The organism is Corynebacterium marinum DSM 44953, from assembly GCF_000835165.1.
In the GTDB taxonomy this organism is placed as follows: domain Bacteria; phylum Actinomycetota; class Actinomycetes; order Mycobacteriales; family Mycobacteriaceae; genus Corynebacterium; species Corynebacterium marinum.
The window spans coordinates 2052249-2078136 of record NZ_CP007790.1; the positions used below are offsets into that span (position 1 = coordinate 2052249).

At 67.4% G+C, this 25888-nt stretch carries 25 protein-coding genes, 2 tRNA genes and 1 pseudogene; 10 read left to right on the forward strand and 18 right to left on the reverse strand.

The annotated features are described in order from the left end of the window. Window positions 1-5 precede the first annotated feature (5 nt). Window positions 6-740, reverse strand: coding sequence for an SDR family oxidoreductase (locus tag B840_RS09710; RefSeq protein WP_042621975.1), 735 nt, complete (start codon window positions 738-740; stop codon window positions 6-8). Window positions 741-800: 60 nt separating this feature from the next. On the opposite strand from B840_RS09710, the gene B840_RS09715 reads away from it, so the two are divergent. Both B840_RS09715 and B840_RS09725 read left to right on the forward strand, forming a co-directional pair. Then, window positions 801-1742 carry a DMT family transporter gene (locus B840_RS09715; RefSeq protein WP_042621976.1) on the forward strand — a complete coding sequence of 314 codons (942 nt, stop codon included), beginning with the start codon at window positions 801-803 and terminating at the stop codon, window positions 1740-1742. A 159-nt stretch (window positions 1743-1901) separates the two neighbouring features. After that, a complete protein-coding gene (locus tag B840_RS09725; protein WP_156971895.1) occupies window positions 1902-2864 on the forward strand; it encodes a hypothetical protein in 963 nt (320 codons plus the stop codon). 95 nt (window positions 2865-2959) lie between these two features. On the opposite strand, the gene B840_RS09730 is transcribed toward B840_RS09725, so the two are convergent. Together B840_RS09730 and B840_RS09735 are read right to left on the reverse strand one after the other, a co-directional pair. Next, window positions 2960-4144, reverse strand: coding sequence for a cystathionine gamma-synthase (locus tag B840_RS09730; protein WP_042622701.1), 1185 nt, complete (start codon window positions 4142-4144; stop codon window positions 2960-2962). Window positions 4145-4193: 49 nt separating this feature from the next. Beyond that, entirely contained in the window at window positions 4194-4973 is a 780-nt protein-coding gene (locus B840_RS09735; RefSeq protein ID WP_042621979.1) for an ABC transporter ATP-binding protein, read from the reverse strand. Between the two features lie 24 nt (window positions 4974-4997). Here B840_RS09735 and B840_RS09740 point away from each other — a divergent pair, with 24 nt between their 5' ends. Beyond that, window positions 4998-5417 (forward strand): globin, encoded by a 420-nt coding sequence (locus tag B840_RS09740; RefSeq protein WP_042621980.1) that lies wholly within the window; start codon window positions 4998-5000, stop codon window positions 5415-5417. Here the strand turns inward: B840_RS09740 and ald are convergent. Continuing rightward, on the reverse strand, window positions 5374-6468 hold the full coding sequence (ald, locus tag B840_RS09745; protein ID WP_042621981.1) for an alanine dehydrogenase: 1095 nt from the start codon (window positions 6466-6468) through the stop codon (window positions 5374-5376). The two genes, B840_RS09740 and ald, sit on opposite strands and share 44 nt — an antisense overlap. A 126-nt stretch (window positions 6469-6594) precedes the next feature. Here ald and chrA point away from each other — a divergent pair, with 126 nt between their 5' ends. Then, window positions 6595-7800 (forward strand): chromate efflux transporter, encoded by a 1206-nt coding sequence (gene chrA / locus B840_RS09750; RefSeq protein ID WP_042621982.1) that lies wholly within the window; start codon window positions 6595-6597, stop codon window positions 7798-7800. On the opposite strand, the gene B840_RS09755 is transcribed toward chrA, so the two are convergent. The 6 genes from B840_RS09755 to arsB form a co-directional block, all read right to left on the reverse strand. After that, complete coding sequence (locus B840_RS09755; RefSeq protein WP_042621983.1) at window positions 7797-8420, reverse strand: DUF8185 domain-containing protein; 624 nt, start codon at window positions 8418-8420, stop codon at window positions 7797-7799. The two genes, chrA and B840_RS09755, sit on opposite strands and share 4 nt — an antisense overlap. Beyond that, the gene (locus B840_RS09760) at window positions 8417-8866 is read right to left on the reverse strand and encodes an acyl-CoA thioesterase (protein WP_042621984.1); all 450 of its coding nucleotides are present in this window, start codon (window positions 8864-8866) and stop codon (window positions 8417-8419) included. Before B840_RS09760 ends, B840_RS09755 begins: the two co-directional genes overlap by 4 nt. A gap of 199 nt (window positions 8867-9065) precedes the next feature. After that, complete coding sequence (locus tag B840_RS09765) at window positions 9066-9713, reverse strand: arsenate-mycothiol transferase ArsC (RefSeq protein WP_373285107.1); 648 nt, start codon at window positions 9711-9713, stop codon at window positions 9066-9068. Between the two features lie 23 nt (window positions 9714-9736). Continuing rightward, window positions 9737-10150 (reverse strand): arsenate reductase ArsC, encoded by a 414-nt coding sequence (locus B840_RS09770; RefSeq protein ID WP_042621986.1) that lies wholly within the window; start codon window positions 10148-10150, stop codon window positions 9737-9739. Between the two features lie 3 nt (window positions 10151-10153). Then, the gene (locus tag B840_RS09775; protein ID WP_042621987.1) at window positions 10154-10570 is read right to left on the reverse strand and encodes an arsenate-mycothiol transferase ArsC; all 417 of its coding nucleotides are present in this window, start codon (window positions 10568-10570) and stop codon (window positions 10154-10156) included. Further along, window positions 10567-11685 carry an ACR3 family arsenite efflux transporter gene (arsB, locus tag B840_RS09780; protein ID WP_042621988.1) on the reverse strand — a complete coding sequence of 373 codons (1119 nt, stop codon included), beginning with the start codon at window positions 11683-11685 and terminating at the stop codon, window positions 10567-10569. Before arsB ends, B840_RS09775 begins: the two co-directional genes overlap by 4 nt. Window positions 11686-11766: 81 nt before the next feature. Here arsB and B840_RS09785 point away from each other — a divergent pair, with 81 nt between their 5' ends. Next, window positions 11767-12114, forward strand: coding sequence for an ArsR/SmtB family transcription factor (locus tag B840_RS09785; protein ID WP_040087615.1), 348 nt, complete (start codon window positions 11767-11769; stop codon window positions 12112-12114). Between the two features lie 296 nt (window positions 12115-12410). On the opposite strand, the gene ettA is transcribed toward B840_RS09785, so the two are convergent. The 3 genes from ettA to B840_RS09800 form a co-directional block, all read right to left on the reverse strand. Further along, window positions 12411-14081, reverse strand: coding sequence for an energy-dependent translational throttle protein EttA (ettA, locus tag B840_RS09790; RefSeq protein WP_042621989.1), 1671 nt, complete (start codon window positions 14079-14081; stop codon window positions 12411-12413). 62 nt (window positions 14082-14143) lie between these two features. Continuing rightward, entirely contained in the window at window positions 14144-14707 is a 564-nt protein-coding gene (locus tag B840_RS12935) for a single-stranded DNA-binding protein (protein WP_052491168.1), read from the reverse strand. 140 nt (window positions 14708-14847) lie between these two features. Then, entirely contained in the window at window positions 14848-16941 is a 2094-nt protein-coding gene (locus B840_RS09800; RefSeq protein WP_042621990.1) for a bifunctional copper resistance protein CopD/cytochrome c oxidase assembly protein, read from the reverse strand. 110 nt (window positions 16942-17051) lie between these two features. Here B840_RS09800 and B840_RS09805 point away from each other — a divergent pair. Next, a tRNA-Arg gene (locus tag B840_RS09805) sits at window positions 17052-17125 on the forward strand. 135 nt (window positions 17126-17260) lie between these two features. On the opposite strand, the gene solA is transcribed toward B840_RS09805, so the two are convergent. From solA to B840_RS09820, 3 genes are read right to left on the reverse strand one after another with little or no spacing between them, the layout of a single operon-like run. Then, a complete protein-coding gene (solA, locus tag B840_RS09810; protein ID WP_042621991.1) occupies window positions 17261-18403 on the reverse strand; it encodes an N-methyl-L-tryptophan oxidase in 1143 nt (380 codons plus the stop codon). A 12-nt stretch (window positions 18404-18415) separates the two neighbouring features. After that, entirely contained in the window at window positions 18416-19573 is a 1158-nt protein-coding gene (locus B840_RS09815) for an ornithine cyclodeaminase family protein (protein WP_042621992.1), read from the reverse strand. Then, a complete protein-coding gene (locus B840_RS09820) occupies window positions 19570-20928 on the reverse strand; it encodes an ammonium transporter (RefSeq protein ID WP_042621993.1) in 1359 nt (452 codons plus the stop codon). Before B840_RS09820 ends, B840_RS09815 begins: the two co-directional genes overlap by 4 nt. Window positions 20929-21227: 299 nt before the next feature. Here B840_RS09820 and cmrA point away from each other — a divergent pair, with 299 nt between their 5' ends. The 3 genes from cmrA (at window position 21228) to B840_RS09835 (ending at window position 22795) form a co-directional block, all read left to right on the forward strand. Beyond that, a complete protein-coding gene (gene cmrA, locus B840_RS09825; protein ID WP_042621994.1) occupies window positions 21228-22031 on the forward strand; it encodes a mycolate reductase in 804 nt (267 codons plus the stop codon). A 6-nt stretch (window positions 22032-22037) separates the two neighbouring features. Then, window positions 22038-22673 carry an oligoribonuclease gene (orn, locus tag B840_RS09830; protein ID WP_042622703.1) on the forward strand — a complete coding sequence of 212 codons (636 nt, stop codon included), beginning with the start codon at window positions 22038-22040 and terminating at the stop codon, window positions 22671-22673. Between the two features lie 49 nt (window positions 22674-22722). Further along, window positions 22723-22795, forward strand: a tRNA-His gene (locus B840_RS09835). A gap of 200 nt (window positions 22796-22995) precedes the next feature. On the opposite strand, the gene B840_RS09840 is transcribed toward B840_RS09835, so the two are convergent. Further along, complete coding sequence (locus B840_RS09840) at window positions 22996-23949, reverse strand: IS1249 family transposase (RefSeq protein WP_042621995.1); 954 nt, start codon at window positions 23947-23949, stop codon at window positions 22996-22998. 42 nt (window positions 23950-23991) lie between these two features. Between B840_RS09840 and B840_RS09850 the strand changes: the two are divergent. Beyond that, window positions 23992-25220: pseudogene (locus B840_RS09850) on the forward strand (IS3 family transposase). Between the two features lie 173 nt (window positions 25221-25393). On the opposite strand, the gene B840_RS09855 reads toward B840_RS09850, so the two are convergent. Beyond that, entirely contained in the window at window positions 25394-25870 is a 477-nt protein-coding gene (locus B840_RS09855) for an IS1380 family transposase (RefSeq protein ID WP_042621997.1), read from the reverse strand. Window positions 25871-25888: the final 18 nt, after the last annotated feature.

A 25888-nucleotide genomic window follows, 5' to 3' on the forward strand; every position in this document is an offset into this window, starting at 1 on the left:
TTACCTCAGCCGCGCGGGGGTTTCCGGTCCCCCACCTCGATGCGCGGGCGCACGGAGATGTCGGTGATCTGGGCGCTCGGGCCGGCGTCGACGACGGTGCGGACCGCGCGGGCGACCTCCACCGGTTCGATGTAGTGCTCAGCGACGTACTCGGCGCCGCTCTGCGCCTGCAGCCGCTCGAGCATCGGGGTGTCGGTGGGCCCCGGGGCGACGGTGCTCACGCGGACGCCCGCCCCGGATTCGGCCTTGCGCAGGCCGTCGGCCACCGCGTAGAGGGCGTGCTTGGTGGCGGCGTAGACGATGTTGTCGCCGTAGGACCCGCGGCCGGCACCGGAGTTGATGAACACCACCGTGCCCCGGGCGGCGCGCAGGGCGGGCAGCACCCTCCGGGTGAGCTCGGCGGGCACCACGACGTTGATGTCCAGTGCGGTGCGCCAGTCGGCGACCCGCGCGGATTCCACGCTGAACTTCGTGGCGACGGCGGCGGCGTGCACGACGACGTCGATACGCGTGAGGTCCAGCAGCCGGGCCACCGGGGAGGGCGCCTCCGTGCCGCCGAGCAGGTCGGTGACCAGGTCGGTGGACACGGGGGTGACGTTGGAGAGCGCACCAAGTTCGGCCAGAGCGTCGTCGTTGCGCCCGAGGGCGTAGACGTGGTGGGTGCGGGCGAGTTCGGCGACGATCTCGCGCCCCATGCCGCCCGTGGCTCCCGTGACGATGGCGATTGCTTCGGTGGTCATACCATGGACTCTAGCCGGGGCCCCGTGCGCGCGGTCTCATCTGTCCGAAAGAGGAGGAGCATGTTCGGAGTCTTGTTCGGCATCCTGGTCGGGCTGGTGATGCCCGTGCAGACCAACGCCAACTCCCGCCTGCGCTTGTCGGTGGGTTCGCCGTTCCTGGCGTCGCTGGTGTCCTTCACCGTGGGTTTTCTCACCCTGCTGGCCGCGGCCCTGCTTCTCGACGGCCGCCTGCCCGACCCCGCCCTCACCGCCGGGCGGCCGGCCTGGTTGTGGTCCGGCGGGCTGCTCGGCGTGGCCGTGCTGACCGGAAACATCTTCCTCTTCCCCCGGCTCGGCAGCGTGCAGACGGTGGTGCTTCCCGTCACAGGGCAGGTGATCATGGGCCTGCTCATCGACCACTTCGGCTGGTTCAACGCCCCGCAGGCCGCACTCGGCGCCACGCGCATCCTGGGGGCGTTGCTGCTGGTCTCCGGCGTACTCGGCGCGATCGGCCTGGCGGACGCCCTGCTGCGCCGGGACCGGGTGGTCGGCACCGGGTCGAGCGCAGGCCTGAGCCTGTGGGCCTGGCGGTGTGCCGGCGTCGTCTTCGGTATGTTCTCCGCCACCCAGACCGCCGTGAACGGTCAGCTGGGCGTGGTGCTGGGCACCGCGACCGGGGCGGCACTGGTCTCCTTCACCGTCGGGGTGGCCGTCCTGCTGCTCATTGTGCTGGGCACGCGGGCGACGTGGGGGCTGGGCGTGCCGGCGGGCATGGACCGCAACCCGTGGTGGATGTGGATCGGCGGTTTCCTGGGCGCGGCGTTCGTGTTCGGCAACGCTTTCCTGTCGCCGGTCATCGGCACCGGGCTGACGGTCATGACGATCCTGCTGGGCATGATGGCCGGCAGTCTGCTCATCGACCACTTCGGGCTGCTGGGGGCGCGCAGGAAGCCGACCACCCTGCTGCGGGCCCTGGGGCTGGCATGCATGGTGGCCGGTGTGGCCGTGATCCGGCTGTTCTAGGCGGGGTGGCCGTCGGTGGACCCGGCATTCCTAGTTGCCCCCGGCGCAGAAGCACCGGGGGCAACCAGGAATGCCGGGGGTAAGGCCCCCGGGGAACCTGCCCGTCACCCGCGGAGTCCAACTACGGCGAAGAGATTTCCGCAACCGTCGAGGGGGATCATGCCCACACCTGCCGCAACCAGACTGCTCCACCAGTGCACCAGACGCCCCGATGGGCTGATTCTGAGCCGGGACCACCGGTATCTGGCCGACGCCGCCGGAATCTTCCGCACACTGTTGCGCCACGGGGTGCTGCTCAAGCTCAGCCGCGGGGCGTTCGTGGAGGCCGAGAAGTACCTCCCGCTCCCGGACTGGGGCAGATACAACCTGGATGCCCGGGCCGTCGGGGCCACTGAAGGGAGAATCCTGGCCGGGTACTCGGCCGCGGCGGTGCACGGACTATGGCGTTACCTGCCGGTGCCCGCCTCGCACACGATCTACCGGCGCAGCACCGGCCACCGGATCCGGACCGGTCCCGCGCTGGTGGAACTCCATGCGGAACTGCCCGGCCACCACCGCACCACGGTGGACAGTCAGCCCGTCACCACCATCGAGCGCACCATCGTCGATCTGACCCGGGTGCACGGTTTCGGGGCGGGCTTCGTGGCCGCATGCGGGGCGCTCCGGGCGGGCCTGGCCAGCATCGACGGCATCCGCGCGCACGCGCAGGGCCGGCGCGGTGTTACCCACCTGCCGTTACTCCTCGAACACGCCACTCCCCTGGTGGAGTCCGCCCTGGAGTCGATCTTCCTGGCGCAGACGGTGTTCTTCGGGGGTTTCGAGGTGATCCCGCAGGTCGAGGTCGAGGGGGAGAGCGGTCGGAAGTACCGGGTTGATTTCCAGGTCGAGGGCACCGACCAGTTCGTCGAGCTCGACGGCGGCGGAAAGTACGGCTCGGCTGAAGCAGAGCAACGGTTCGTCCTCGCGAAGGAGAAGACGCGCTCCGACGAACTCGTCCGGGCCAGCGTCAGGATGAACCGTTTCGGGTACCGGGACGTGGTGGGGTTCCATGCCTACCGTGGCATGCTCCACCGGCTCGAACTGCCACCGAGGCCGCACCTGCCGCCGATCCACTTCCCCTGAAGCACACACGGCCCCGGGGTTTCTGGTTGCCCCCGGCGCAGGTGCACCGGGGGCAACCAGGAATGCCGGGTCAATCGGAGGCGACTCTGGACAGGTCAGGCGTCCGCGGAGACCCCGGCGCTGGCCTCGACCGCGCTGACGGCGGCCAGTGCGACATCGATGTCGGCGAGGAGGTCCTCGATGTCCTCGATGCCGATGGAGATGCGCACCAGGTCACGCGGGACCTCCAGCTGGGAGCCGGTGGCCGAGGAGTGGGTCATGGTGGCCGGGTGCTCGACGAGCGATTCCACGCCGCCCAGTGATTCCGCCAGGCAGATCAGCTTGGTGTTGAGGCAGAACACACGGGCGGCCTCCTCGGAGTGGAAGCGCACGGAGATCATGCCGCCGAAGCGCTTCATCTGACGCTTGGCCACCTCGTGGCCGGGGTGCGAGGGCAGGCCCGGGTAGAGGACGGTGGACACCAGGTCGGAGGCCTCCAGATGCTCGGCGACGGCCTCTGCGTTGTCGCAGTGGCGGTCCATGCGCACGGCCAGGGTCTTGATTCCGCGGGCGGTGAGGTAGGCGTCGAAGGGCGAGGGGATGGGGCCGACGCCGCCCTGGAACCACAGCAGCTGCTCGTCGAAGGATGCGTCGTTGGTGACCACCACGCCGCCGACCACGTCGGAGTGGCCGCCGAGGTACTTGGTGGTCGAGTGCAGGACGTGGTCGGCGCCCAGCGCCAGGGGATTCTGCAGGTAGGGGGAGGCGAAGGTGTTGTCGACCACGAGGGCGGCGTCGCCCTTGATGGCCGCGACGGCGGCGATGTCGGTGATGCTCAGCGCCGGGTTGGTGGGGGTCTCCAGCCAGATCAGCCTGGTGTTCTCCCGCACGGCGCCGGCGACGGCGTCGACGTCGGTGGTGTCGACGACCGTGTACTCCACGCCCCACGGGCCGAAGGCCTGGTCGATGAGGCGCCAGGTGCCGCCGTAGGCGTCGTGGCCGAGGACAAGGTGGTCGCCCGGGCGCAGGAGGATGCGCAGGATGACGTCGGTGGCCGCCATGCCGGAGGAGAAGGCGCGGCCGTAGTCGGCGCCCTCCAGGTTGGCGACGGTCTTTTCCAGGGCGTCAATCGTCGGGTTGCCGCAGCGGGTGTACTCGAACCCGCCGCGCAGTTCGTTGAGGCCGTCCTGCGCGAAAGTCGTCGACGCGTAGATCGGGGTGTTGATCGGGCCGTAGAGGCTGTCGGGCTCGTATCCGGAGTGGATGGAGCGGCTCGAGAAACCATTGAGTCCGTGAGTCATGACGGCCACTATAGACCAAGCGGTCCATAGGTCCAGCACTGCTCCGGAATTATATGCAGAGCGCGAACCAGCGCCCGGAGACGGTCTCCAGGGACACCGGCAGGTCGTAGAGTTCGGAGAGATTCTCCGACGTCAGCGTCTCCCCCACCGGGCCGGCGGCCAGGATGCGGGCGTCTTTCATCAGCAGGACATCGCTTGTCGACGCCGCGATCTCCTCCACGTGGTGCGTCACCAGCACCGTGGTCAGGTCGGGGCGTTCCGCGCGCAGCTCGTCGATGACGCGCAGGAGCAGTTCCCGGCCCGGGAGGTCGAGGCCGGTGGTGGGCTCGTCGAGAAGCAGCAGCTCCGGTTCGGTGATCAGGGCCCGGGCGATGAGCGTGCGGGCGCGTTCACCCTGGCTCAGCTCCATCCACCGGCGCTCCGCCCGGCCGGCCATGCCGGTCAGTTCCAGCAGCTGCGCCAGCCGCCCGAGTTCCTCCGCCGACGGCGTCCAGCGCGGGAGCAGGCCGTTGGATCCGGCGACTCCGCTGAGGACGAGGTCGGAGACCGTGTGATCGCCGAGACGCTGGCGCGGATCGACCCAGCCGATGCACCGGCGCAGCTTGAGCAGCTCCACCCGGCCCAGGCGCCGCCCGAGGATGTCGACGGTGCCGGTCGTCGGGTACCACCAGCCGCCGGCCAGCTTCAGGGCCGTCGACTTGCCCGCCCCGTTCGGGCCCAGCACCGCCCAGTGGGAACCGGTGGGCACACGCCACGTCAGCCTATCGACGAGGCGGGCGCTCCCCCGCCGGACGGTGACGTCGTCGAGGACGAGTGCGTGGTCGCTCATGCGGGCCAGTCTAGGCTGGGGACCATGAGCACCGAGACGTCCCTCTACGAAGCGGTCGGCGGCGACGCCACCTTCTCCCGGATCGCAGCCGGGTTCTACGAGCAGGTCAAGGAAGACGACATCCTCGGCCCCATGTACCCCGACGACGACTGGGAGGGGGCGGAAAACCGCCTCAAGTGGTTCCTCGCCCAGTACTGGGGCGGACCCACGACCTTCAACGAGCAGCGCGGCGCGCCGATGCTGCGCCGCCGCCACTTCGAGTTCCCCGTCGACCGGGCCGCCGCCATCCGGTGGCTGGAAATGATGAAGGTCTCCCTCGACCGGATCGACGACGAGACGATTCCGCCCGCCTACCGCCACCAGATGTGGGACCACATGGAACGGGTGGCGGCGATGCTGATCAACCGGCCAGATCCGGGAACGCCCGGCGCACCGGCTCACTGACCAGGCTTCCCGCGCTGGTCATCAGGCCCGGGGCAAGCCCCGGGAACCGTGCGGTCGCGCCCTCGACGCCGAGCTCCGCGATGCCGCGGACATAGGGCAGGGTCGCGCCCGTGAGCGCCCGGGTGGAGGTGTTGGCCACCGCGCCGGGCATGTTGGGCACACCGTAGATGAGGGTGTCGTGGACGCGGAAGGTCGGCTCCTCGTGGCTGGTTTTGCGGGAGGACTCGAAGCAGCCGCCCTGGTCGATGGCGACGTCGACGAGCACCGCCCCCTTTTTCATCCGGGACACCAGATCGTCGGAGACCAGCGTCGGGGCCTTGGCGCCGGCGACGAGGACGGCGCCGATGACCAGGTCGGCGTCGAGAAGCTCCTCCTCGACGGTCATGGGATCCGAGAGGATGGTGCGGACGTTGCCCTGGTAGAGGTCGTCGAAACGCTCCAGCACCCGCGGGTCGAGGTCCATGACGGTGACCGAGGCACGCGCGCCCTGCGCCATGGCGACGGCCGACGCCCCCACCTGGCCCCCGCCGAGGACGACCACCTTCGCCGGCGAGGTGCCGGGCACGCCCGCCAGCAGCACGCCGCGGCCGCCCTTGTGGCTCATCAGGTGGTGGGCGCCCTCCTGCACCGCCAGCCGGCCGGCGACCTGGCTCATCGGGGTGAGCAGCGGCAGGCCGCCGCGGGAATCGGTGACGGTCTCGTAGGCCAGCGCCGTGATCCTCGAGTCGATCAGCGCCTGCGTGCACTCGCGGGAGGCGGCCAGGTGCAAGTAGGTGAACAGGACGAGGTCCGCGCGGAGGTACCCGTACTCCTCCGGCAGCGGTTCCTTCACCTTGAGCACCAACTCCGCCCGCTCCCAGGTCTCGGCGGCGGTCTCCACGATGCGGGCGCCCCGCTCCGCGTACTCCGCGTCCGGGAAGGAGGACCCCTCCCCGGCGCCTGTCTCGACCAGCACCTCGTGGCCGTCCGCGATGAGGGTGGCGGCACCGGCGGGACTCAGCGCCACGCGGCCCTCGTGAATCATGATCTCTCTGGGGATACCGATGCGCATGGCGTGACTACCCTCTCTGTGGCCGATCGATGTGACCGTGGTTTCAGAACGTTCCGACCATTGTGCCACGTCAACCCGGGCTGGCCGACAGGCGGCACCCGGCGGGTGGGGCCCCAACCGCCTAGCATGTGGGCGGTGAACAGGGAACAGGCATCCGGCCGGAATCTCGGCGAAGTGATCCGCAGTTTCGGCCTCCTGGGCGTGACCGCCTTCGGCGGTCCGACAGCCCACCTCGGATACTTCCGCGAGGAGTTCGTCACGCGGCGGAACTGGCTGAGCGAGCGCAGTTACGCCGACATCGTGGCCATCGCACAGTTCCTGCCCGGCCCCGCATCATCCCAGGTGGGCATGGCCCTGGGTTACCACCGGGCCGGCTGGGCCGGGATGTTCGCCGCCTGGGTGATGTTCACCCTCCCCTCCGCGGCGATCCTCACGGCGTTCGGCCTGATCATGTCCACCTCCGCGGTCGACGGCGGGCAGGGCTGGATCAGGGGGCTGCTCGCCGCGGCCGTCGCCGTGGTCCTCCACGCGGTCGCGGGCATGGCCCGGGGCATGGCGAACACGAGGATCACCGCCACCGTCGCGGTGATCGCCGGCCTGGTCGTGCTGGCGGTGCCGAGCCCGCTGACCCACGTCGCGGTCATCCTCGCCGCCAGCGCGGCGGGCGTCCTGCTGCTGCGGGGAAAGGGACCCGGGGACGGTGACGGCGGCGGCCTCGACCAGATCCGGCCGGTGTCCTCCCGCGCGGCGGTGGTCAGCCTGGTGCTGTTCTTCACCCTGCTGGCCGGCCTGTGGCTCGGCGCCGCCACGCTGGGCGGCGGACTGCTCGACCGGGCCTCGGCCTACTTCCAGACCGGCGCTCTGGTCTTCGGCGGCGGGCACGTCGTGCTGCCGCTGCTCGAACAGCAGACCGTGGTCACCGGCTGGGTCACGCAGTCCCAGTTCCTGGCCGGCTACTCCGCCGCCCAGGCGGTGCCCGGGCCGCTGTTCACCTTCGCGTCCTTCCTCGGCGGCGTCGACGGCGGGGTCGGGGGCGCCGTCCTGGCGACCGTGGCGATATTCGCCCCCTCCGCCCTGCTCATGACCGCAGGTCTGCACTTCTGGGGCCGCTGGCGTCGTTCCCCCGTGCTGCGCGCCGCGTTCACCGCGGTCAACGCCGCGGTCGTGGGTCTGCTCGGCGCGGCACTGTGGGACCCGGTGCTCACGCACGGCGTCACCGGGACCGCCACCCTGGCCATCGCGGCGTTGTGCTGGCTGGGGCTGGCGAAGTGGCAGCTCCCGCCGTGGTCGATCGCGCTGTTCGCGGCGCTGGCCGGCTGGATCCTGCTCTAGAAGAGCGACAAGGTCGTGGAGCGGTAGACGGTGCCGAAGGGGGCGTCGACACGCACCCACCGACCGGACACCGACACCCGCAGGTGGCGGGGGATGTCCATCGGCGCGGAGAAACCCGGGATCAGGCCGAGCGAGGTGCAGGTGAAGATCATCCGCATGGTGATCTCCGCGGTTCCTGCCTCGCCCTCGACGGTGAGCACCGTCTGGTCCAGCAGGCTGGCCGGGGGGCCCAGGGGGCCGGAGAACTGCCGCGCCAGGGCCTGGCCCTTGTCCGCGAGCTCCCGGACGACGCTGACGGGAATGTTGTCCACCAGCGTGAAACCCTCGGCGGGCGGCAGCGCGCCGGGCCAGTTCGGATCCCGGGCGGCGCCGATGGTCTCGGTGCCGGCGCGGAGGGCGTCGATGAGCTCCACTGCGGAGACCACCGCGCCGTCACGGGAGGCAGTGCCCTCGATCCGGCGGGAGGCGACGACCTGGAACGGGGTGGTGACGAACACGTCCACCCACTGGCCGAGCTGGCGGAACCGCACGGACGCGGAGGCGTCGAGATCGGCGGCGCGGCCGATCAGCGACTGGAGCCCCGGCGCGCCGTCGAGGATCCGCAGCGACTCGGTGATCACTTGCCGACGTCGCCGGACTCAAGCTGGTCGACGTCCTCGGCGCGGGTGAGGATCTTGACTTCCTTCTGGGTGATCGAGCGTGGCCGCTCGGTCGTCATGTCGATGGCAACCTGCACGCACTCGACGACGCAGGCGACACGGCCCTGCCGGTCCTTGATCTCCTGGCGGGTGGTGAAGGAGGTGTTGCCGATCTCCACGACCTGCGTTTCGATGAGCAGTTCCGTGGTGTCGGGCAGCACCGGACGCAGGTAATCGACGTCGAGGTGGCGGACGAACACGGCGAAGTCGTGGCCCCGGGCGGTGAACTCGTCCTCGGCGAACTGCAGGCGCGCCTCCTGTGCGACCTCGACGTAGTTCGCGTTCATGATGTGGCCGTAACGGTCGAAATCGGACCAACGGACCGGCACGGTCGTCACATGCAGGGCGGAGTTCTGGTCGGCGTTCATGTGGGGGCTGTTCCTCTTCAGGTGTTGCTCGCGGGATTAATCACGGAGTTGATCACGGTGTGCGCGGATTGTTCCCGTCCAATCTATACCGGATCGCCGGCAGGTGGGCCTCGGGCTGCGCCGCTCCGCCGGGAGACACCGGGAAAACGAAGGAGCGGGCCGGCTGATCCGGCCCGCTCCCCCGCTGATTGAGCATCTTCTAACGGACGGTCTGCCAGAGACCCTTCACGCGCTCGTCGATCTCATCGACGATGGCCTCCACCTGCTCGCGGCCCTGGTCGGCCGGATCTGCCAGATCCCAGTCCAGGTAGTGCTTGCCGGGGTAGATCGGGCAGACGTCGCCGCAGCCCATCGTGATGACGTAGTCGGCTGCCCGCACCACGTCGTCGGTCAGCGGCTTCGGGTAGGCGCCGGTGAGGTCGAGTCCGCGGTCCCGGAGGACCTCGACCGCCATCGGGGAGATCTCGTCGCCGGGGGTGGAACCTGCGGAACGCACCTCCACGCCGTCACCGGCGTAATGCTTCAGCAGGGCGGCGGCGATCTGGGAGCGTCCGGCGTTATGGACGCAGACGAACAGTACCTGCGGCACCACGGAGGCGATCTTGCCCTCCGCCTGGGCCAGCGCCCGCAGGCGGTCCTTGGCGAAGCGCTCCGCGAGGACCGGAAGGTAGGTCTGGACCTTGGCCGTGCGGGCCAGTGCCGTGTAGGACTCGTAGACGTAGCGTTCGATGGTCTCGGCGGAGAAAACCCCCCGGTAGGTGTCGGTGAGGTTGCCGGTGATCCGCTTGAGGAGGTTGGTGTGCAGCGCAGAAGCGTCGGTGGACATGCCGTGCCTTTCCTGGAGCATGCAGGTGACGGTGGGTGGGGTGGTCAGGGGATCAGTTCAGCGAGCAGAGCGGTGACACGGCCCTTGATGTCGTCGCGGATGGCGCGGACAACCTCGAGGTCCTTGCCGGCCGGATCCTCGAGCTGCCAGTCCTCGTAGCGTTTGCCGGGGAAGACGGGGCAGGTGTCGCCGCAGCCCATGGTGATGACCACGTCGGAGGCCTGGACCGCCTCGGTGGTGAGCACCTTCGGGGAGGCCTGCGTCAGGTCGATGCCCTCCTCCGCCATGACGGCCACCGCGGCCGGATTGAGCCGGTCACCGGGTTCGGAGCCGGCCGAGAGCACCGACACCTTCCCGCCGGACAGCTCCTGCAGGTAGGCGGCGGCCATCTGGGAGCGGCCCGCGTTGTGCACGCAGACGAACAGGACGCTGGGCCGGTCGTTTCCGGTGGCGGCCACGGCTCAGCCCGCGAGTTCCGCGACGAGCTGCTGGACGCGGGCGTCGATGTCGTCGCGCACCAGGCGCATGCGCTCGACGCCCTCGATGCCGCGTTCCGACGGTTCGTCGGTCACCCAGCGCTCCAGCGTTCCGCGCGCGTCCGCGGGCAGCTCAAGCTCTGCGTCGGCGCCGAGGATGACGGTGAGGTCGACCCCGCGCAGCAGCTCGGGGTCGATGCCCTTCGGCGTCCCCTGGGACATGTCCGCGCCGACCTCGGCGATGGCTTCGACGGACTGGGCGTTGAGCTTGCTGCCCGGCTTCGTGCCGGCGGAGTGGATCTCCAGGCGGTCGCCGGCGTGCTTGGCGGCGAGTGCGGCGGCCATCTGGGACTTGCCGCCGTTGCCGACGCAGACGAACAGGACGGAAGGTGCAGTGGTCATGATGCGACGGTTTCCTTTGCAGTGGTGTGGTTGGTGGAAGGCGTCCTGCCGGTCGGCAGGGTGGGATCGTTCGGGAAGAGCTTCGGTCCCACCCACAGCATGACGTAGACGAGGCCGACGAGCACGGGGATCTCGATGAGCGGGCCGATGGTGCCGGCCAGCGCCTGGGCGGAGGTGGCGCCGAAGGTGCCGATGGACACCGCGATGGCGAGCTCGAAGTTGTTGCCCGCGGCGGTGAAGGACACCGACGCGGACTGGGCGTAGCCCATCCCGGACGCCTTCGAGGCGAGCAGCGCGATGGCGAACATGCCGACGAAGTAGGCCAGCAGCGGGATCGCCACCCGTGCCACGGTCCAGGGCTGGGAGGTGATCTGCTCACCCTGCAGGGAGAACAGCAGGACAATGGTGTAGAGCAGACCGATCAGCGCCAGCGGCGAGATCGCGGGGATGAACTTCGACTCGTACCAGCGCCGGCCCTTGATCTTCTCGCCGATCACCCGGGACAGCACACCTGCCAGCAGCGGGATACCCAGGAATACGAGGACGGAGGTGACGATGGACCAGAAGGAGAACTCCGCGGAGGTCGTCTCCAGGCCCAGCCAGGAAGGCAGGACCTGCAGGTAGAACCAGCCCAGGACGCCGAACATGAGGACCTGGAACACGGAGTTGATGGCCACGAGCACGGCCGTGGCCTCGCGGTCGCCGCAGGACAGGTCGGACCACACGAGCACCATGGCGATGCAGCGTGCCAGGCCGACGATGATCAGGCCGGTGCGCAGCTCCGGCTCATCGGGCAGGAAGATCCAGGCCAGGGCGAACATCAGGGCCGGGCCGACGATCCAGTTGAGGATCAGGGAGACAGCCATCAGGCGTTTGTCTGCGGCGATCTCGCGGGTCTTGTCGTAGCGGACCTTGGCCAGCGGCGGGTACATCATCACCAGCAGGCCGAGGGCGATCGGCAGCGAGATGCCGCCGACCTCCAACGCACCAAGGGCGTCGCCGATCCCGGGGACGGTGCGTCCGATGATAAGGCCGGCGGCCATAGCGAGGATGATCCATACCGGGAGATACTTGTCGAGGAAGGACATACGAGGGGGTCTGACTGGTGCAGTCATGCGACACCTTTCAAGATATTGACGATTATCAATAAACAAGATACTTCCCTTATCGACATCCGTCAATATATGCTGGCCTACATGACCGCCGTGCAGATTCTCCCCCTGGCCGACCTCTCCGCATGCTGCTCGCTCGGCACCGACCCGCTCACCGACGACGAGGCCAACCGCTATGCCGCGCTGTTCAAGGTGCTCGCCGAGCCCGCCCGGCTGCAGATCCTCTCCCAGTTGGCTGCCGGGGGCTGCGGCCCGGTCAGCGTCAACGAGCTGACGGACCTCATCGGGTTGAGCCAGCCGACGGTCTCCCACCACCTGAAGAAACTGACCGAGGCGGGGCTGCTGGAGAGGATCCGGGAAGGCCGGACCGTCACCCACCGGGTCCGTCCCGAGCTCTTCGCCGAGCTGCGCACCGTCCTGCAGATGGATTAGGCGTCACGGGGACCGGTTAGTGGGGTCCGACCCCCCGGCCTTCCCGGTTGGCCTGGTTGGCCCGATTGGCCTGGCCGGCCAAACGGCGCGATCTCAACTACGCGATCGCGCCTTCTGTCACCACTATGTGCGCAATAGGCGTCATGGATGAGTGATCGCGTAGTTGAGATCGCGTCTTTTAGTCCCGTCCCGCCCCCTCGCCCCTCAACCCAGATCCACCCAGCCCCGGCCCGCACCCCGGGAACGCCGAAGGCCCGCACCCCGGATGGAGTGCGGGCCTCGCCCAAAAAGTCGTGTTAGCGGCTCAGGCGGCGGTGGGCGACGCGCGACGGACGGGCGGCATCGATACCGAGTCGCTCGACCTTGTTCTTCTCGTAGTCGCCGAAGTTACCCTCGAACCAGAACCACTGGCCCTCTTCGACGTTGCCCTCCCAGGCGAGGATGTGGGTACACGTGCGGTCCAGGAACCAACGGTCGTGGGAGATGACCACTGCGCAGCCCGGGAACTCGACCAGGGCGTTCTCCAGCGAACCGAGCGTTTCGACATCGAGGTCGTTGGTCGGCTCATCGAGCAGGATCAGGTTGCCGCCCTGCTTCAGGGTCAGCGCCAGGTTCAGCCGGTTGCGCTCACCGCCGGAGAGCACCTTGGACGGCTTCTGCTGGTCGGCGCCCTTGAAACCGAAGGCGGAGAGGTACGCACGCGACGGCATCTCGTTCTGGCCGACGTGGATGTAGTCCAGCCCGTCGGAGACGACCTCCCAGACGCTCTTTTCCGGATCGATATTCTCACGGCCCTGGTCGACGTAGGACAGCTTGACGGTCTCGCCGATGTCGACGACGCCGGCGTCCGGCTGCTCCAGACCGACGATGGTCTTGAACAGAGTGGTCTTACCCACACCGTTCGGGCCGATGACGCCGACGATGCCGTTACGCGGCAGGGTGAACGACAGGTCCTTGATCAGGATGCGACCGTCGAAGCCCTTCTCCAGGTCCTTGACCTCGACGACCTTGTTGCCAAGGCGCGGCGGGGTCGGGATCTGGATCTCCTCGAAGTCCAGTTTCCTGTACTTCTCGGCCTCGGCGGCCATTTCCTCGTAGCGCTCCAGACGGGCCTTGTTCTTGGCCTGACGTGCCTTCGGGGAGGAGCGGACCCAGGCCAGCTCGTCCTTCAGGCGCTTCTGCAGCTTCTGGTCCTTCTTGCCGGAGATCTGCAGGCGCTCGGCCTTCTTCTCCAGGTAGGTGGAGTAGTTGCCCTCGTAGGGGTGCAGCTTTCCGCGGTCGACCTCACAGATCCATTCCGCGACGTGGTCGAGGAAGTAACGGTCGTGTGTGACGGCCAGGACAGCACCCTTGTAGTCGGCGAGGTGCTTCTCCAGCCACAGGACGGACTCGGCGTCCAGGTGGTTGGTGGGCTCGTCGAGCAGCAGCAGGTCCGGCTCGGACAGCAACAGCTTGGCCAGGGCGACGCGGCGGCGCTCACCGCCGGAGAGGTTGGTGACCGGTGCGTCGGACGGCGGGCAGCGCAGCGCCTCCATGGCCTGCTCGATCTTGGAGTCGACCTCCCAGGCGTCGGCGGCGTCGAGCGCCTCCTGGAGGACGCCCATCTCCTCCATGAGCTCGTCGGTGTAGTTGGTCGCCATTTCCTCGGCGATGGCCTCGAAGCGCTGCTTCTTCTCGAAGATTTCGCCGAGACCCTCCTCGACGTTCTCGCGGACGGTCTTCTCCTCGTTCAGCGGCGGCTCCTGCAGCAGGATGCCCACGGTCGCGCCGGGCTGGAGGAAGGCCTCGCCGTTGGAGGGCTGGTCCATGCCAGCCATGACCTTGAGAACGGAGGACTTGCCGGCACCGTTGGGGCCGACGACGCCGATTTTGGCGCCCGGGTAAAAGGCCATCGTGACATTGTCCAGAATGACCTTGTCGCCGATGACCCTTCGCACATTCTTCATCGTGTAGATGAACTCGGACATTTCTCCCCTTGCGTGTAGTGCGTCAAAGACACTCCACAGGGTACATCACCGGGGGTGATCTGCTAGAACCCCGGATGGTCCCCCTCCGGAGACTGCGGCTCGTCCGGCACCGGCACACTCATGGCGGTGATGTTGACGACCCCCTCAGAATCATCTTCCCCCTCCCCTGCTCCCAGCGCGGGCGCGGGCGCCTCGACGATCACGTCGTAGAGCTTGTCAACCTCGTAGGCGGGGATATTCAACCCCTGGACCCGTTTGTCCTCCGGGTCCGTCTTCCGCGAGGACGCGATGTGCCAGCTGAGGTCCAGTCCGACGTGGGTGGCCTTGAGAATGACCTGGGTGCGGGGATGCTTCTCCCCCTCCACCTGCCACTGGGAGGGCACGAGGTGGCCGGTGGCGACGATGGGCATGCCCCGGATGAGCGAGATCTTGCAGTTGCGGGCCAGCTGGCCCCACACCTCGACGCTGATGAACAGCGTCGGGCCGTCCTCCCACTTATCGCCCTTGCGGATGCGTCGGTTGACGGCCACGCGGAGCCGGCCGCTCTCGGTGCCGGATTGCTGGAAGTACTTGAGTTCCGGGTCCCTGGTCAGGTTGCCGGTGATGGTGGTCGTTGATTGTGCCACGGTGAATTCCCCCCTTGGGTGTCATGCGGATGATCGTGACACCCCGGACACTGCCACTGACCTGGGGCGGCGGCAAGGGCGGCGCCGTCACGCCTGTGGATGAACCCCCTCCATCCACAGGCACGGGTGCGGCGTCCGGGTCAGCGCTTGCGGAATTCCCCTTCTTCCTGTCCGGGATACCCGCCGCGTCCCTCGGCCATGCGAGCGAGCATCTCGTTGTAGACCTCGTATTCATCGGACTCGCCGGACTCGACCCTCTTGTCGTACTCGACCTCGGTGACCCGGTCATCGCGGCGCCAGCCCAGGAAGAGCAGGAAGAAGACCAGCCCCAGCGGGAAGGACCCCGAGGCCCAGCCGATGCCGCCGCCGACCCGCTGGTCCTCCAGCAGGTTCAGCTCCCACGGCAACCCCAGGCTCAGGTAGAACTCCTCGCCCATGATGGTGGTCAGCTGCATGAGGTAGATGCCCGCGAACAGGTGGAAGGGCATGGAGCCCACCAGCCACGCGAGACGGATCGCGGTGGGGCGCTTCACCGGAACGGGGTCCGGCCCGACCAGCTCCCAGAAATACAGGTAACCGGAGAGCAGGAACACCCAGTTCATCGACAGGTGGCCGGCGTGCTCGGAGATCATCAGCTCGTAGAACGGGATGAAGATGTAGAGCACATAGAAGAAGAACAGGAACTGCAGCGTGTTCACCAGCGGGTGGGTGAGGAACTTCAGCAGCGGAGCCCGGGTGATCGCCACCACCCAGTCGTGCGGGGAGGGCCGGCCGGGCTCGCCCGGATCGTAGGCCGCCATGATCAGCGAGAGCGGGCCACCGAGCGCCAGGAACAGCGGCACCACCATTGACAGGATCATGTGCACGATCATGTGCATGGAGTAGGTCGCCGGCATGTTCATGCCCAGGCCGGAGCTGGTGGTCACGAGCAGCGAGAGAGTGCCGGCCAGCCATGCCGCGGTGCGCAGCCACGGCCACTGCCCGCCCCGGCGGCGGACGCGCCACACGCCGTAGAGGTATCCGGCGGTGATGAGGATGGCGATGGTGCCGAACATGACGTCGAAACGCCACATCGTGAACACGTTGGCCAGGGTGGGCTTCTCGTAGAGGTCGTAGCCCATCTGGATGGCCATCTGCGAGAGGTTCGGGTCCCGCGGCGGGGGCGGTGGGGTGCGGCCCATCGTGATGGCCACGCCCGTCACCGCAGCCATGACCAGCGCCTCCACGACCGCGAAACGCAGGAACATCCGCGGCTGCGAACCGATCCGCGGGATGGTCACCGACCGGTGCGCCCACCCCAGGAAACCCAGCGCCAGCAGCCCGACTGTCTTCGCCACCAGGATGTAGCCGTACGTGGTGGTCAACCAGTCGGACCACTCCACCCGCACCGCCGCGTTGACCAGACCCGACACGGTCATCACGATGATGGCGAACAGCGCGATCCGGGAATAGCGGCGCAACCCCAGCTCCATGTCCGGGCCGAGCCGCCGGCCGTGGGCGATCAGCGCCAGCAGACCGCCCACCCAGATCATCATCCCCACCAGGTGCCACAGGTAGGAGTTCGTGCCGTAGTCGTGCGCGCCGCCGGCCGCGGCGTGGCCCTCCATGCCCAGCGGGACGATCATCAGGATCGCGCCGACCAGCAGCAGCGGCTGCGCGATCCACTTGCGGAAGACCAGGCCCCCGAGGCCGACCACCAGGGAGAAGCCCGCCACCACGGCCCACGCCTGCGCGGTGGACACCTGGTTGATCGCCACGCCCCACATCTCCAGCGCCAACGCATCCTTGAACGGCGTTCCCGACACGTCCGAGAGCACCAGCGGAATCATCAGCAGCGCGATCAGCCCGAAGCTCAGCGCGGAGAACGCGCCCGTCCGCGCCGCGATGTCGCCGTCGACCGTCAGCGGGGCCCGGACCAGCCGCGAATTGTCATTGTCCGGCACCTTCGGCGAAATGTAGAACGCCGAGAACATGAAGGAACCCACCGACAGCGCCGCGAGCATCCATCCCACGGCACGGAAGAACGGCAGCCCCCAGGTGGTCACCGGGCCCGGATCCGGGATCCCCAGCGCCACCAGGGAGTCCGTGAGCAGACCGAAGGAGATCGTCGCGCCCACCAGCCCCGCGACAGCAAAAAACAGCAGGTAGAGCGGCCATGTCGGCCGCACCCTGCTCCCCTTGCTTATCGACGCCGTCGCTTCCCGAACTTCTGCCGTGATCTGCGGTGCTGACATGCGATACACCCTAATGCCCGCCCCGTGCGCGGCCTAGCCGGTGTGAATTGACTTACCACCAGGGAACTTTTCTGCTTCTGCGGCGTGGTGCGCTAATATCCATCCCGCATGCCTCCGTAGCTCAGTGGATTAGAGCAGTCGGCTTCTACCCGATTGGTCGCGGGTTCGAATCCTGCCGGGGGCACCGATGAAAACCCCAGGCAGAGGCCACCTGCCTGGGGTTTCTCCGTTGTCCGGGCCCGGATCCGTCGAAGGGTGGTCTTCGACGCCCGGATCCGCCGATTCTTGTCCCGAGGTCCACTCTGCGGCGGATCCCGTTCTACCCCGCCACCGGAAGTTTCTCGTGGGAGGCGGCGGCGAAATCACCGTGGTAGTACTCGGCTTCGCCGTGGACGGCGAGGGTCGCGAGCATTTCGCCCAGCGCCGGGGCCATCTTGAAGCCGTGCCCGGACAGGCCGGTGACCACCACGGCGTTGCCGAAGACGTCGATGATCGGGTCGCGCGAGGAGGTGAAGGTGTCGTAGTGGACGCTGAATCGGTTCGGCTCGGGCTGGACACCCGGGAACATCTCCGCCACCCGGGCGCCGAAGGCGGACAGCTTCGCGCGGTCGAGGCGCAGATCGCACTCCTCGATGTACGGTCCCTCCGGCCCTCCCCAGATGTCCATGCCGGAGATTTTGACGGAGTAGCCGTCGACGCTGGGGGCGCCGAAGACGTGGAAGCCGTCGCGGTCCCGGATGAAGCAGGGCAGGCGTGCCGGGTTGAAGTCAGCCAGGACGTGGGGCAGGAACCAGGTGAGTACCAGTTTCCGGATCTCCACCAGGTCCACGACCTGTGGAACGAGCTCCCTCACCCAGGCGCCGGCGGTGACGACGATCTTGTCCACGGTCACCTGCCGTTTGGCGGTGGTGATGGTGACGTTTTCGTCGTCCTCGATACGCAGGATCTTCTCGTTCTCGAAGATCGTCGCGCCGTTCGCGCGGGCCTGTTCGACGGCGCTGAGTACGGCCGACTCCGGGCGCATCGCTCCGCCGAGCAGGTCGATGATGCCTGCCTCGTCGTCCCGGAAATCCATGCCCGGGTAACGGCGGCGCATCTCCTTCGCCGTGACGCGTTCGTGGGGCAGGTCGTAGGTGTCGATGGAGTCGAGCATGCGCTGGAACGGGGCGCCGTCCTCGGGGCCGACCGTCAGGCAGCCGAACGGGTGCAGGAGGGTGCGGCCGGAGGCCTCGCCGAGTTCCTCCCACAGTTCCCGGGCGCGCACCAGGAGCGGCACGTACTTGGAACCCTCGTGGTAGGCGGTGCGGAAGAGCCGTGATTCCCCGGTGAAGGCGCCGTAGCTGTGGCACAGGCCGAACTGTTCGAAGCCGGTGACCTCGACCCCGGGAATGCGGCTGAGTTGCCAGGCGGCCATGGACCCGGTGGTCCCCAGGCCGATGACGGCGATGCGGGTGGTGGACATGATGGGTGCTCCTTAAGCCAGTTCCGGTTCGTCCCAGAGCGTGAGTTCGGTGCCGATCCCGCGCTCCATGGCGTTCAGGTAGATCTCCGTCGCCCAGGCGACGTCTTCGACGGGCATGCCTCCGACGGAGTAGAGGAAGATCTGGTCGTCGCTGGTCCTGCCCGGGAGACGCCCGGCGGCTATATCTCCGATGTTTACCAGCTTCTCCGCCGGAATCTGCCCCTCTTCCTTCATGTCCCACCAGCGGTTGCCGGGGATCCCGAAGAGATCCTCGTAGGCGACCCCGGGCCCGTTCTCGTGGAACCATTCGGCATAGAGGCCGTCATAGTCGATGACCAGGTTCGCTTCTTCCGAGGTCAGGAAGCGATCGTCGAAACGCGCGGCCGCCGGGGCGAGCACCAGGGCGCCGGGCTTGAGCCACTCCCGTTTGAAGTACGGGAATCCCGCCGGACCTTCCGGGGAGGTGGAGGTGCCGGCGATGAGGATGTCCGATCCCTCGATGGCGGCCTGCTCGGAGTCGACCACTTCGACGGACTCGAGCTGCGGGTATTTCGCCCGCAGCCACCCGGCGGCGCGCTCGGTGGAGGCAGCGGAGCGGCCCTTGATCTTCACGTGGCGGATGCCGGGGCGCTGGAAGATCGCGGAGTCGAAGCAGGTACGGGACATGACGCCGGGGCCGATGATGCCGACGGTGGTGGCGTCGATAAGCGCGAGGTGCTTGACGCCGACGCCGGGCACGGCACCGGTGCGGTAGGCGGAGAGCAGGTTGGCGGACATGATCGCCTTCGGTGCGCCGGTGACAGTGTCGTTGAGGATGAACAGGTGGATCGAGCGCGGCAGGCCGGTGGCGCGGTTGTCCACGTTGGAGCCGTACCATTTCACGCCGGTGGCATTGAAGCGTCCGCCCAGGTAGGCGGGCATGGCCATGAAACGGCGGTCGGGGCCGTCGGCGGGCATTCCGGCGTGGACCGGGTCTGCGGGGAAGTTGATCTGGGAGCCGTGGGAGTTCGCCGACTGGCCGGCCATGCGGTAGTCGCCCTGCGCCAGGAGGATGAGCGTCTCCTCCATGACGTCGACGCAGCGGGCGGAGTCGGTGACACCGGCGGCGATCATCTCGGGCTCGGACAGGTGGAGGTAGGTGATGGCGGTGTCCGGGGCGGTGGTGGTCATTTCTGCTCCTTCAGGTCTGCCTGGGCGGTGGTGACGACGGGGGCGGGGGCGGCGGCGCGGCGGTCGGAGACGGTGTCCGCCGGATCCTCGGCGGGGCGCGTGCTCAGCCCGAAGGCGGAGGTCATGCGCAGGTCGTAGCCGTACTCGGAGTGGACGGCGCGGTCGATGCCGGCGTCCTCCTCCTCGCGGGAGATACGGATGTCGATGACCAGGCTCATGGCCTTGGCCAGGAGCCAGGTGACGCCGAAAGACCAGGTGAGCGTGACCAGGATGGCCAGCGCCTCGCGCCAGATCTGGCTGACCTCGCCGCCGAGGAGGACGCCACGGATGCCCGCCGGTGCGCGGTCGTCGCCGAGGAAGGTGACGAACAGGACTCCGGCGATGCCGGCGATGCCGTGGACGGCGAACACGTCGAGGGAGTCGTCGATGCCGTGGCGGTTCTTCCAGGTGATGGCCCACGCCGCGGCAGCCGCGGCGAGGATGCCGACGGCGACGGCCCCGAAGGGGTTGACCGCGTCGGCGGCCGGGGTGATGCCCACCAGACCCGCGATGACGCCGGTGGCCAGGCCGAGGAGGGTCGATCGACCGTTGCGCAGCTTCTCGACGACCGCGAACCCGAGCATGCCGCCGCCCGCCGCGAGCAGGGAGGTCAGGACGACGTAGGTGGCGGTGAAGTTGGCGCCGCCGGCGGTGCCGCCGTTGAAGCCGAGCCAACCGACCATGAGCATGCCGGCCCCGAAGAGGGTGAGGGGGAGGTTGTGCGGGCGGGCGGGGCCGCCCCGGCGCGGGCCGAGGACGAGCGCGAGGGCCAGGCCCGCCGCGCCGGCGTTCATGTGGATGGCGGTGCCGCCGGCGAAGTCGTGGAAGCCGATGCGGTTGGCCAGCCAGCCACCGACGGTGCCGGCGTCCGGGTCGTCGAAGGCGAATACCCAGTGGGCGAGCGGGGCGTAGACGACGAGGATCCAGACGGCGCCGAAGATGAGCCAGGCCCAGAATTTCATGCGCCCGGCGGCTCCGGAAGCCACCAGCGCCAGGGAGATCCCGGCGAAGAGGATGTTGAAGGCGCCCCACAGGGCGGCGCCCGAGCCGTCGTCGGCCATCGCGTTGCCGAAGAAGAGCCACTCCCCCGGGTTTCCGATGAGTCCCAGGCCGCCGACCGAGTCGCCCACGACGAGGCCGTGGCCGACGGCGACGTAGACCACCGTGGCCACCGCCAGGGAACTCATCACCATCATGAACATGTTCAGTACCTGCCCGCTCCCGAGCATCCCTCCGTAGAGGAATGCCAGCCCGGGGAACATGATCGCCACGAGCGCAATTGCCGTGAGGATCCAGGCGATATCCGCTGCTTGCATAATTCCTCCCAATCGACCAGGTCAGGCTCTTGCCTGACGTCCTTTCTATCGGACAACAGAAACGCTAGTGGGTTTCTACCTGTCATTCAATTGGTATTGAGGAAATGTGCCGACAGTCACCTGACAGTCGGCCGGAGGCCCCCGTTGCCCCGTCGGCACTCCCCCGAATCCGTGTCCGCGCCGACCTCGACGGGAAAAGCGACGGTTTCTGCCACCGAGGTCAGCGCGAGCACCGATTTCCCGGCAGGACCCGCAGTCCCTGCGCTCGCCCGACCACGGCGTCGATTAGCGTGTAGGACATGACTCTCCCCTCCCCCAGCCCGCAGACTCATGCGCTCGTCACGGGCGCCAGCCAGGGCATCGGCATGGCCATGGCGCGCGACCTCGCGTCGATGGGCCACAACCTGATCGTGGTCGCCCGCCGAGAGGCGGTGCTCAAGGACTTCGCCGCCGAGCTCGAGGCCGCCCACGGCGTGGACGTCGAGGTGTTCGCGGCCGACCTGAGCAAGCACGACGAGGTCACCCGCCTCATCGGGCTCATCGACGCCCGCGAGGTCTCCATCCTCATCAACTCCGCCGGCATCGCCACCTTCGGCCCGCTGGTCAAGCAGGACTGGGACCACGAGGTCGATCAGTTCAACCTCAACGCCACCGCCGTCTTCCGCCTCACCCGCGCCGTCCTGGGCGGCATGATCGAGCGGAAGTCGGGCGCAATCTGCAACGTCGGTTCGGCGGCCGGCAACGTGCCCATCCCCAACAACGCCACCTACGTGTTCACCAAGGCCGGCGTCAACGCCTTCACCGAGGCGCTGCACTACGAGCTCAAGGGCACGGGCGTGACCTGCACCCTGCTGGCCCCCGGTCCGGTCCGCGACGCCGTGGTCCCGGAGGACCAGAAGTCCATCGTCGACCGGGTCGTCCCCGATTTCCTGTGGACCACCTACGACTCCTGCTCCCGCGAGACACTCGAGGGCATGTCCAAGAACCAGCGCCGCGTGGTCCCCGGACCGCTGAGCAAGGCGATGAACATCATTTCAAAGGCCGCGCCGACGGGGCTCATCGCTCCGCTGGTGGGCAAGTTCTACTCCAGGATGGGTGAATAAACAGTGATCGAGAACAATGTCGCACCGAAGAACGACCGCCTCGTGTGGGTCGACCTCGAGATGACCGGCCTCGACCCGGAGCGCCACGTCATCGTCGAAGTCGCCGCCCTGATCACGGACGCCAACCTCAACATCATCGGCGAGGGCGTCGACCTGGTCGTCCACGCCACCGAGGAGGAGCTGGCGGAGATGGACGCCTTCGTCACCAACATGCACTCCACCTCCGGCCTGACAGAGCAGATCCGCCGCTCCACCGTGACCATGGCCGAGGCCGAGACGGCAGTCCTGGCGCTCATCGCCGAGCACTGCTCCCCCGAGCACCCCGCGCCGCTGGCCGGCAACTCCATCGCCACGGACCGCGCGTTCATCCGCCAGCAGATGCCGCGTCTCGACGCCGCCCTCCACTACCGCATGGTCGACGTCTCCTCCATCAAGGAACTCGCCCGCCGATGGTTCCCCAAGGCCTACTTCTGCCAGCCCGACAAGGGCCTCGCCCACCGGGCCCTGGCCGACATCGTCGAGTCCATCCGCGAGCTCGACTACTACAGGCGCACCGTTTTCGTCCCCTCCCCCGGGCCGGACTCCGCCGCAGCACGGGAGCAGACGGCCGCCGTCAACGAGCACTACCAGCAGTTTTTGTAAAAACCCGGTCATAGGTTAATCTGTAGTCCGCTGCGCTTGAGCAGCAATGGTGGCTGTAGTTCAGCTGGTAGAGCACCAGGTTGTGATCCTGGGTGTCGCGGGTTCGAGCCCCGTCAGCCACCCCGAATAAGTACCCTTGCCTGCACAAACAGGTAAGGGTACTTTTCATGTCTGTGCCAGTTCGGCTTGACGCTACGCTTAAGCATTCAGGGTTAAGGGAAGAAATGTGTGCTTTTGCGGCGTGTCGGGTTAAGGGAAATTTCGTGTGCTCGCCGTCCCCGGCCACTGACCCCGGATAGTGGGTGTGAGCAGCCGGGACAGCTTATCTACCTAGCCAACCGCGGCGGATGCCCATAGAGTTCGTCGGTGTGGCATCGATACCGGTGTCATAGGTAGCCGGTCGACCGTCTTCACGGCCGACGTCAGGCTGCTGCTGGTTGATCAGGTCGGTGACTTTGGCGAGTCCGACCTTGCCCCACTGCTGCTGCCTGGCGATGCTGATCGGGTCGTCAGGCAGCTGCGTATGGGTGTACAGCCACCAGTCCACCGCGATGCGTTGATGTTCATCGAACATGCCGCGGTGGTGACGCGCCAACGCCTTGATCTGCGCGTTGACCCCGCCTTCCAGGCAGTTGGTCGTCGCCTTGACCGGGGTGGTGACCCCTTCCGGTGGGGTGAGGAAGGTGAACAGGTGACCGCTGGTGGCTAGTTTCTCCAGCAGTTTGTAGGCGCGGCGGTGTCGGTGGTGGGTGAACCACCAGGCCTTGTTGGTGCGTGCGAACGCCGGGACCTGGTCGGCAGGGACATCTGCCTTGTAGGTCTTCTCGTTCAACCAGGGGCCGTAGACGCCGTGGAACTGCTGCAGCAGCACCAGCCAGGTGGCGGCCTGTTCGGGCGTGGTCACCCGTAGAAGTTTCAGCGACAGCTGTCGTAGTGCCTTGCCGGCCGGTAGCTGGGGGCGGAGGGTGACGTGGGTCTGGATGTTGCGTTTGACGTGCACGATGCAGCGCTGGATGGTGGCCTGTGGCCAGGTGTCCCTGATGGCTTTGAGCGCTCCTTGTTGGCCGTCGGTGGTCACAATCAACGGGGCTGGGATCTGGTCGAACAGGCGGGTGTAGCTGTCGGAGTCCTCCCGGGTGCACCAGTGCCAGGCCACGACGTGTTCGGCGGTGCACACCACCAGCAGGCACGTGGTGTTGAAGTAGGTGCCGTCGATGAACAGCTGGTCGTGGACGCGGCGGGTATCGGTCGGGCCTGACCCCCGTTTAGTGGACACGCTGGAACTGGTCCAGACTGGACCGGAGAAAGCAGAGACACTATGCCGAAAAACACTTACTCCGATGAATTCAAAGCCGACGCGGTCCGGCTCTACGAGACCACCGAGGGAGCCTCGTATTCCTCGATCTCGGAAGACCTCGGGATCGCCCGCGGCACGCTGAAGACCTGGGTCCACAAGGCCCGTCGGGACCGAGGGCAGATTCCCTCGACGTCCCCCGCTGGTGCCGACCAGGGGCTGGACCCCGAGGATGAGCTGGTCCGCCTGCGGTCAGAGGTCCAACGCCTGAAAGCCGAAACAGCGAAGCTGACGACCGAGCGCGACATCCTGCGCAAGGCGGCCAAATATTTCGCGGGAGAGACGACCTGGTGAGCCGCTTCCAGTTCGCCTGCGACCACCACACCACCCACGGGGTGAAGCGGTTGTGCCAGGTACTCGGCCTGAACCGGTCGAGCTTCTACAGATGGCGGGCCGGACGCGACGCCCGCGCCGCCCGCCGAGACGCCGACAAAGCGCTGGTTAAGCGCATGCGCGAGTACCACCAGGAATTCGACGGCACCATCGGAGTCAGGAGAATGACCATCGAACTCAATGAGAAAGCAGATCAGCCGATCAACCACAAACGCGTGGAACGGCTGATGCGCACCCACAACATCGTCGGTGTGAACCTACGTAAACCGAAGAAGACCACGGTCAAGGACCAGGGCGCACGCGTTGTCGACGACTTCCTCAAACGCAAGTTCCGGGCTGAGGCACCGAATCAGGTCTACGTCGGCGACATCACCTACCTGCCCTGTGGCCAGGGGCAATTCCTCTATCTGGCCACCGTCATCGACGTGTGCTCCCGGCGTCTGGTCGGCTGGTCGATCGCCGACCACATGCGCACCAGTCTCGTCGAAGACGCCCTGGAAAACGCGGCCCGGGCGCGGGGCTCGTTGGCCGGGGCCGTATTCCACTCCGACCACGGACGGCAAGGCGGATTCAACTGGTCGTCGCAACACCCCTTTTGATGGAGGTGTTCAGCTGTGGCGACGAAGGATTGGATCGGCTCGAGTGCGGATAATGCGATGGCCGAGTCGTTCAACGCCTCCCTCAAGCGAGAAACTCTCCAAGGTGCTCGTGGGTGGGACTCTGCCGAGGTGTGCCGTCGCGAGGTCTTCCGGTGGGTCACCCGCTACAACACTCGCCGGCGCCACTCAGCCCTGGACTACCGCTCGCCCCTTGCCTTCGAGACCGCGACGACGGCTGCTACCGTAGGCCTCGTTGCCTAACCCGGATCTTTCACGGGTCTTGTCGTCCAGTTCTCGGCGTGGGGATGCCCGACCGTAGGGTCGGCTGAGTCCCGGCGGGTGCTGGGCCGGGGAACCGAGGGGTCCAAGTTCATCTCGTGGGCGGGGCGTGAAGGACTGCAGTGACACAAGCGCGGGGCCGGACAGGTCCAGGATCAGACTGACTGTCTGATCCTGGACAAACCGTGCTCCAACAACTCACGGTGCGGTGCAGCGGCATCACACCGCAGGATGACCTGCCGGGCGTGACGGACCACAACAGCAGCGATCGACAACATCCGCGCCCGTAGAGTCTTCGGCTCCCATACCCACCACCGCGACCGCTGGCGGGCAGCATCACCATCGGCAGCGGTAATCAACCCGGCCCAGGTGATCAGGCTCAGACTCAGCACCGCCACGTGACACCACACCTGATTCATCCGGAAGCCTTCGTGCGGGAGTTTCCCCAACCCACAGTCCTTGAGATCCCGGATCCGTTGCTCACACCGACCTCGTGCCCGGTGGATGACATCCAACCTGTTGGCATGCCCGGGCTGGTTGGTGACAAAGGCCTGCACACGGCGGCCGTCCACGTCGGTGATGCGCAGCTGCGCACCAGAGGCAGGATGCTCCACGCGGATGATGATCCGCATATCGTCGGGATAATTGTT

Coding starts and splice junctions, on each gene's coding strand:
- B840_RS09800 (WP_042621990.1), bottom strand. CDS start 16,941: ATGTCAGCACCGCAGATCACGGCAGAAGTTCGGGAAGCGACGGCGTCG.
- B840_RS09855 (WP_042621997.1), bottom strand. CDS start 25,870: ATGCGGATCATCATCCGCGTGGAGCATCCTGCCTCTGGTGCGCAGCTG.
- B840_RS09740 (WP_042621980.1), top strand. CDS start 4,998: ATGAGCACCGAGACGTCCCTCTACGAAGCGGTCGGCGGCGACGCCACC.
- B840_RS09820 (WP_042621993.1), bottom strand. CDS start 20,928: ATGCAAGCAGCGGATATCGCCTGGATCCTCACGGCAATTGCGCTCGTG.
- chrA (WP_042621982.1), top strand. CDS start 6,595: ATGTGGGCGGTGAACAGGGAACAGGCATCCGGCCGGAATCTCGGCGAA.
- B840_RS09815 (WP_042621992.1), bottom strand. CDS start 19,573: ATGACCACCACCGCCCCGGACACCGCCATCACCTACCTCCACCTGTCC.
- B840_RS09775 (WP_042621987.1), bottom strand. CDS start 10,570: ATGACCACTGCACCTTCCGTCCTGTTCGTCTGCGTCGGCAACGGCGGC.
- B840_RS09785 (WP_040087615.1), top strand. CDS start 11,767: ATGACCGCCGTGCAGATTCTCCCCCTGGCCGACCTCTCCGCATGCTGC.
- B840_RS09710 (WP_042621975.1), bottom strand. CDS start 740: ATGACCACCGAAGCAATCGCCATCGTCACGGGAGCCACGGGCGGCATG.
- B840_RS09725 (WP_156971895.1), top strand. CDS start 1,902: ATGCCCACACCTGCCGCAACCAGACTGCTCCACCAGTGCACCAGACGC.
- arsB (WP_042621988.1), bottom strand. CDS start 11,685: ATGACTGCACCAGTCAGACCCCCTCGTATGTCCTTCCTCGACAAGTAT.
- cmrA (WP_042621994.1), top strand. CDS start 21,228: ATGACTCTCCCCTCCCCCAGCCCGCAGACTCATGCGCTCGTCACGGGC.
- solA (WP_042621991.1), bottom strand. CDS start 18,403: ATGTCCACCACCCGCATCGCCGTCATCGGCCTGGGGACCACCGGGTCC.
- B840_RS09765 (WP_373285107.1), bottom strand. CDS start 9,713: ATGCTCCAGGAAAGGCACGGCATGTCCACCGACGCTTCTGCGCTGCAC.
- B840_RS09715 (WP_042621976.1), top strand. CDS start 801: ATGTTCGGAGTCTTGTTCGGCATCCTGGTCGGGCTGGTGATGCCCGTG.
- B840_RS09730 (WP_042622701.1), bottom strand. CDS start 4,144: ATGACTCACGGACTCAATGGTTTCTCGAGCCGCTCCATCCACTCCGGA.
- B840_RS09760 (WP_042621984.1), bottom strand. CDS start 8,866: ATGAACGCCGACCAGAACTCCGCCCTGCATGTGACGACCGTGCCGGTC.
- B840_RS09735 (WP_042621979.1), bottom strand. CDS start 4,973: ATGAGCGACCACGCACTCGTCCTCGACGACGTCACCGTCCGGCGGGGG.
- ald (WP_042621981.1), bottom strand. CDS start 6,468: ATGCGCATCGGTATCCCCAGAGAGATCATGATTCACGAGGGCCGCGTG.
- ettA (WP_042621989.1), bottom strand. CDS start 14,081: ATGTCCGAGTTCATCTACACGATGAAGAATGTGCGAAGGGTCATCGGC.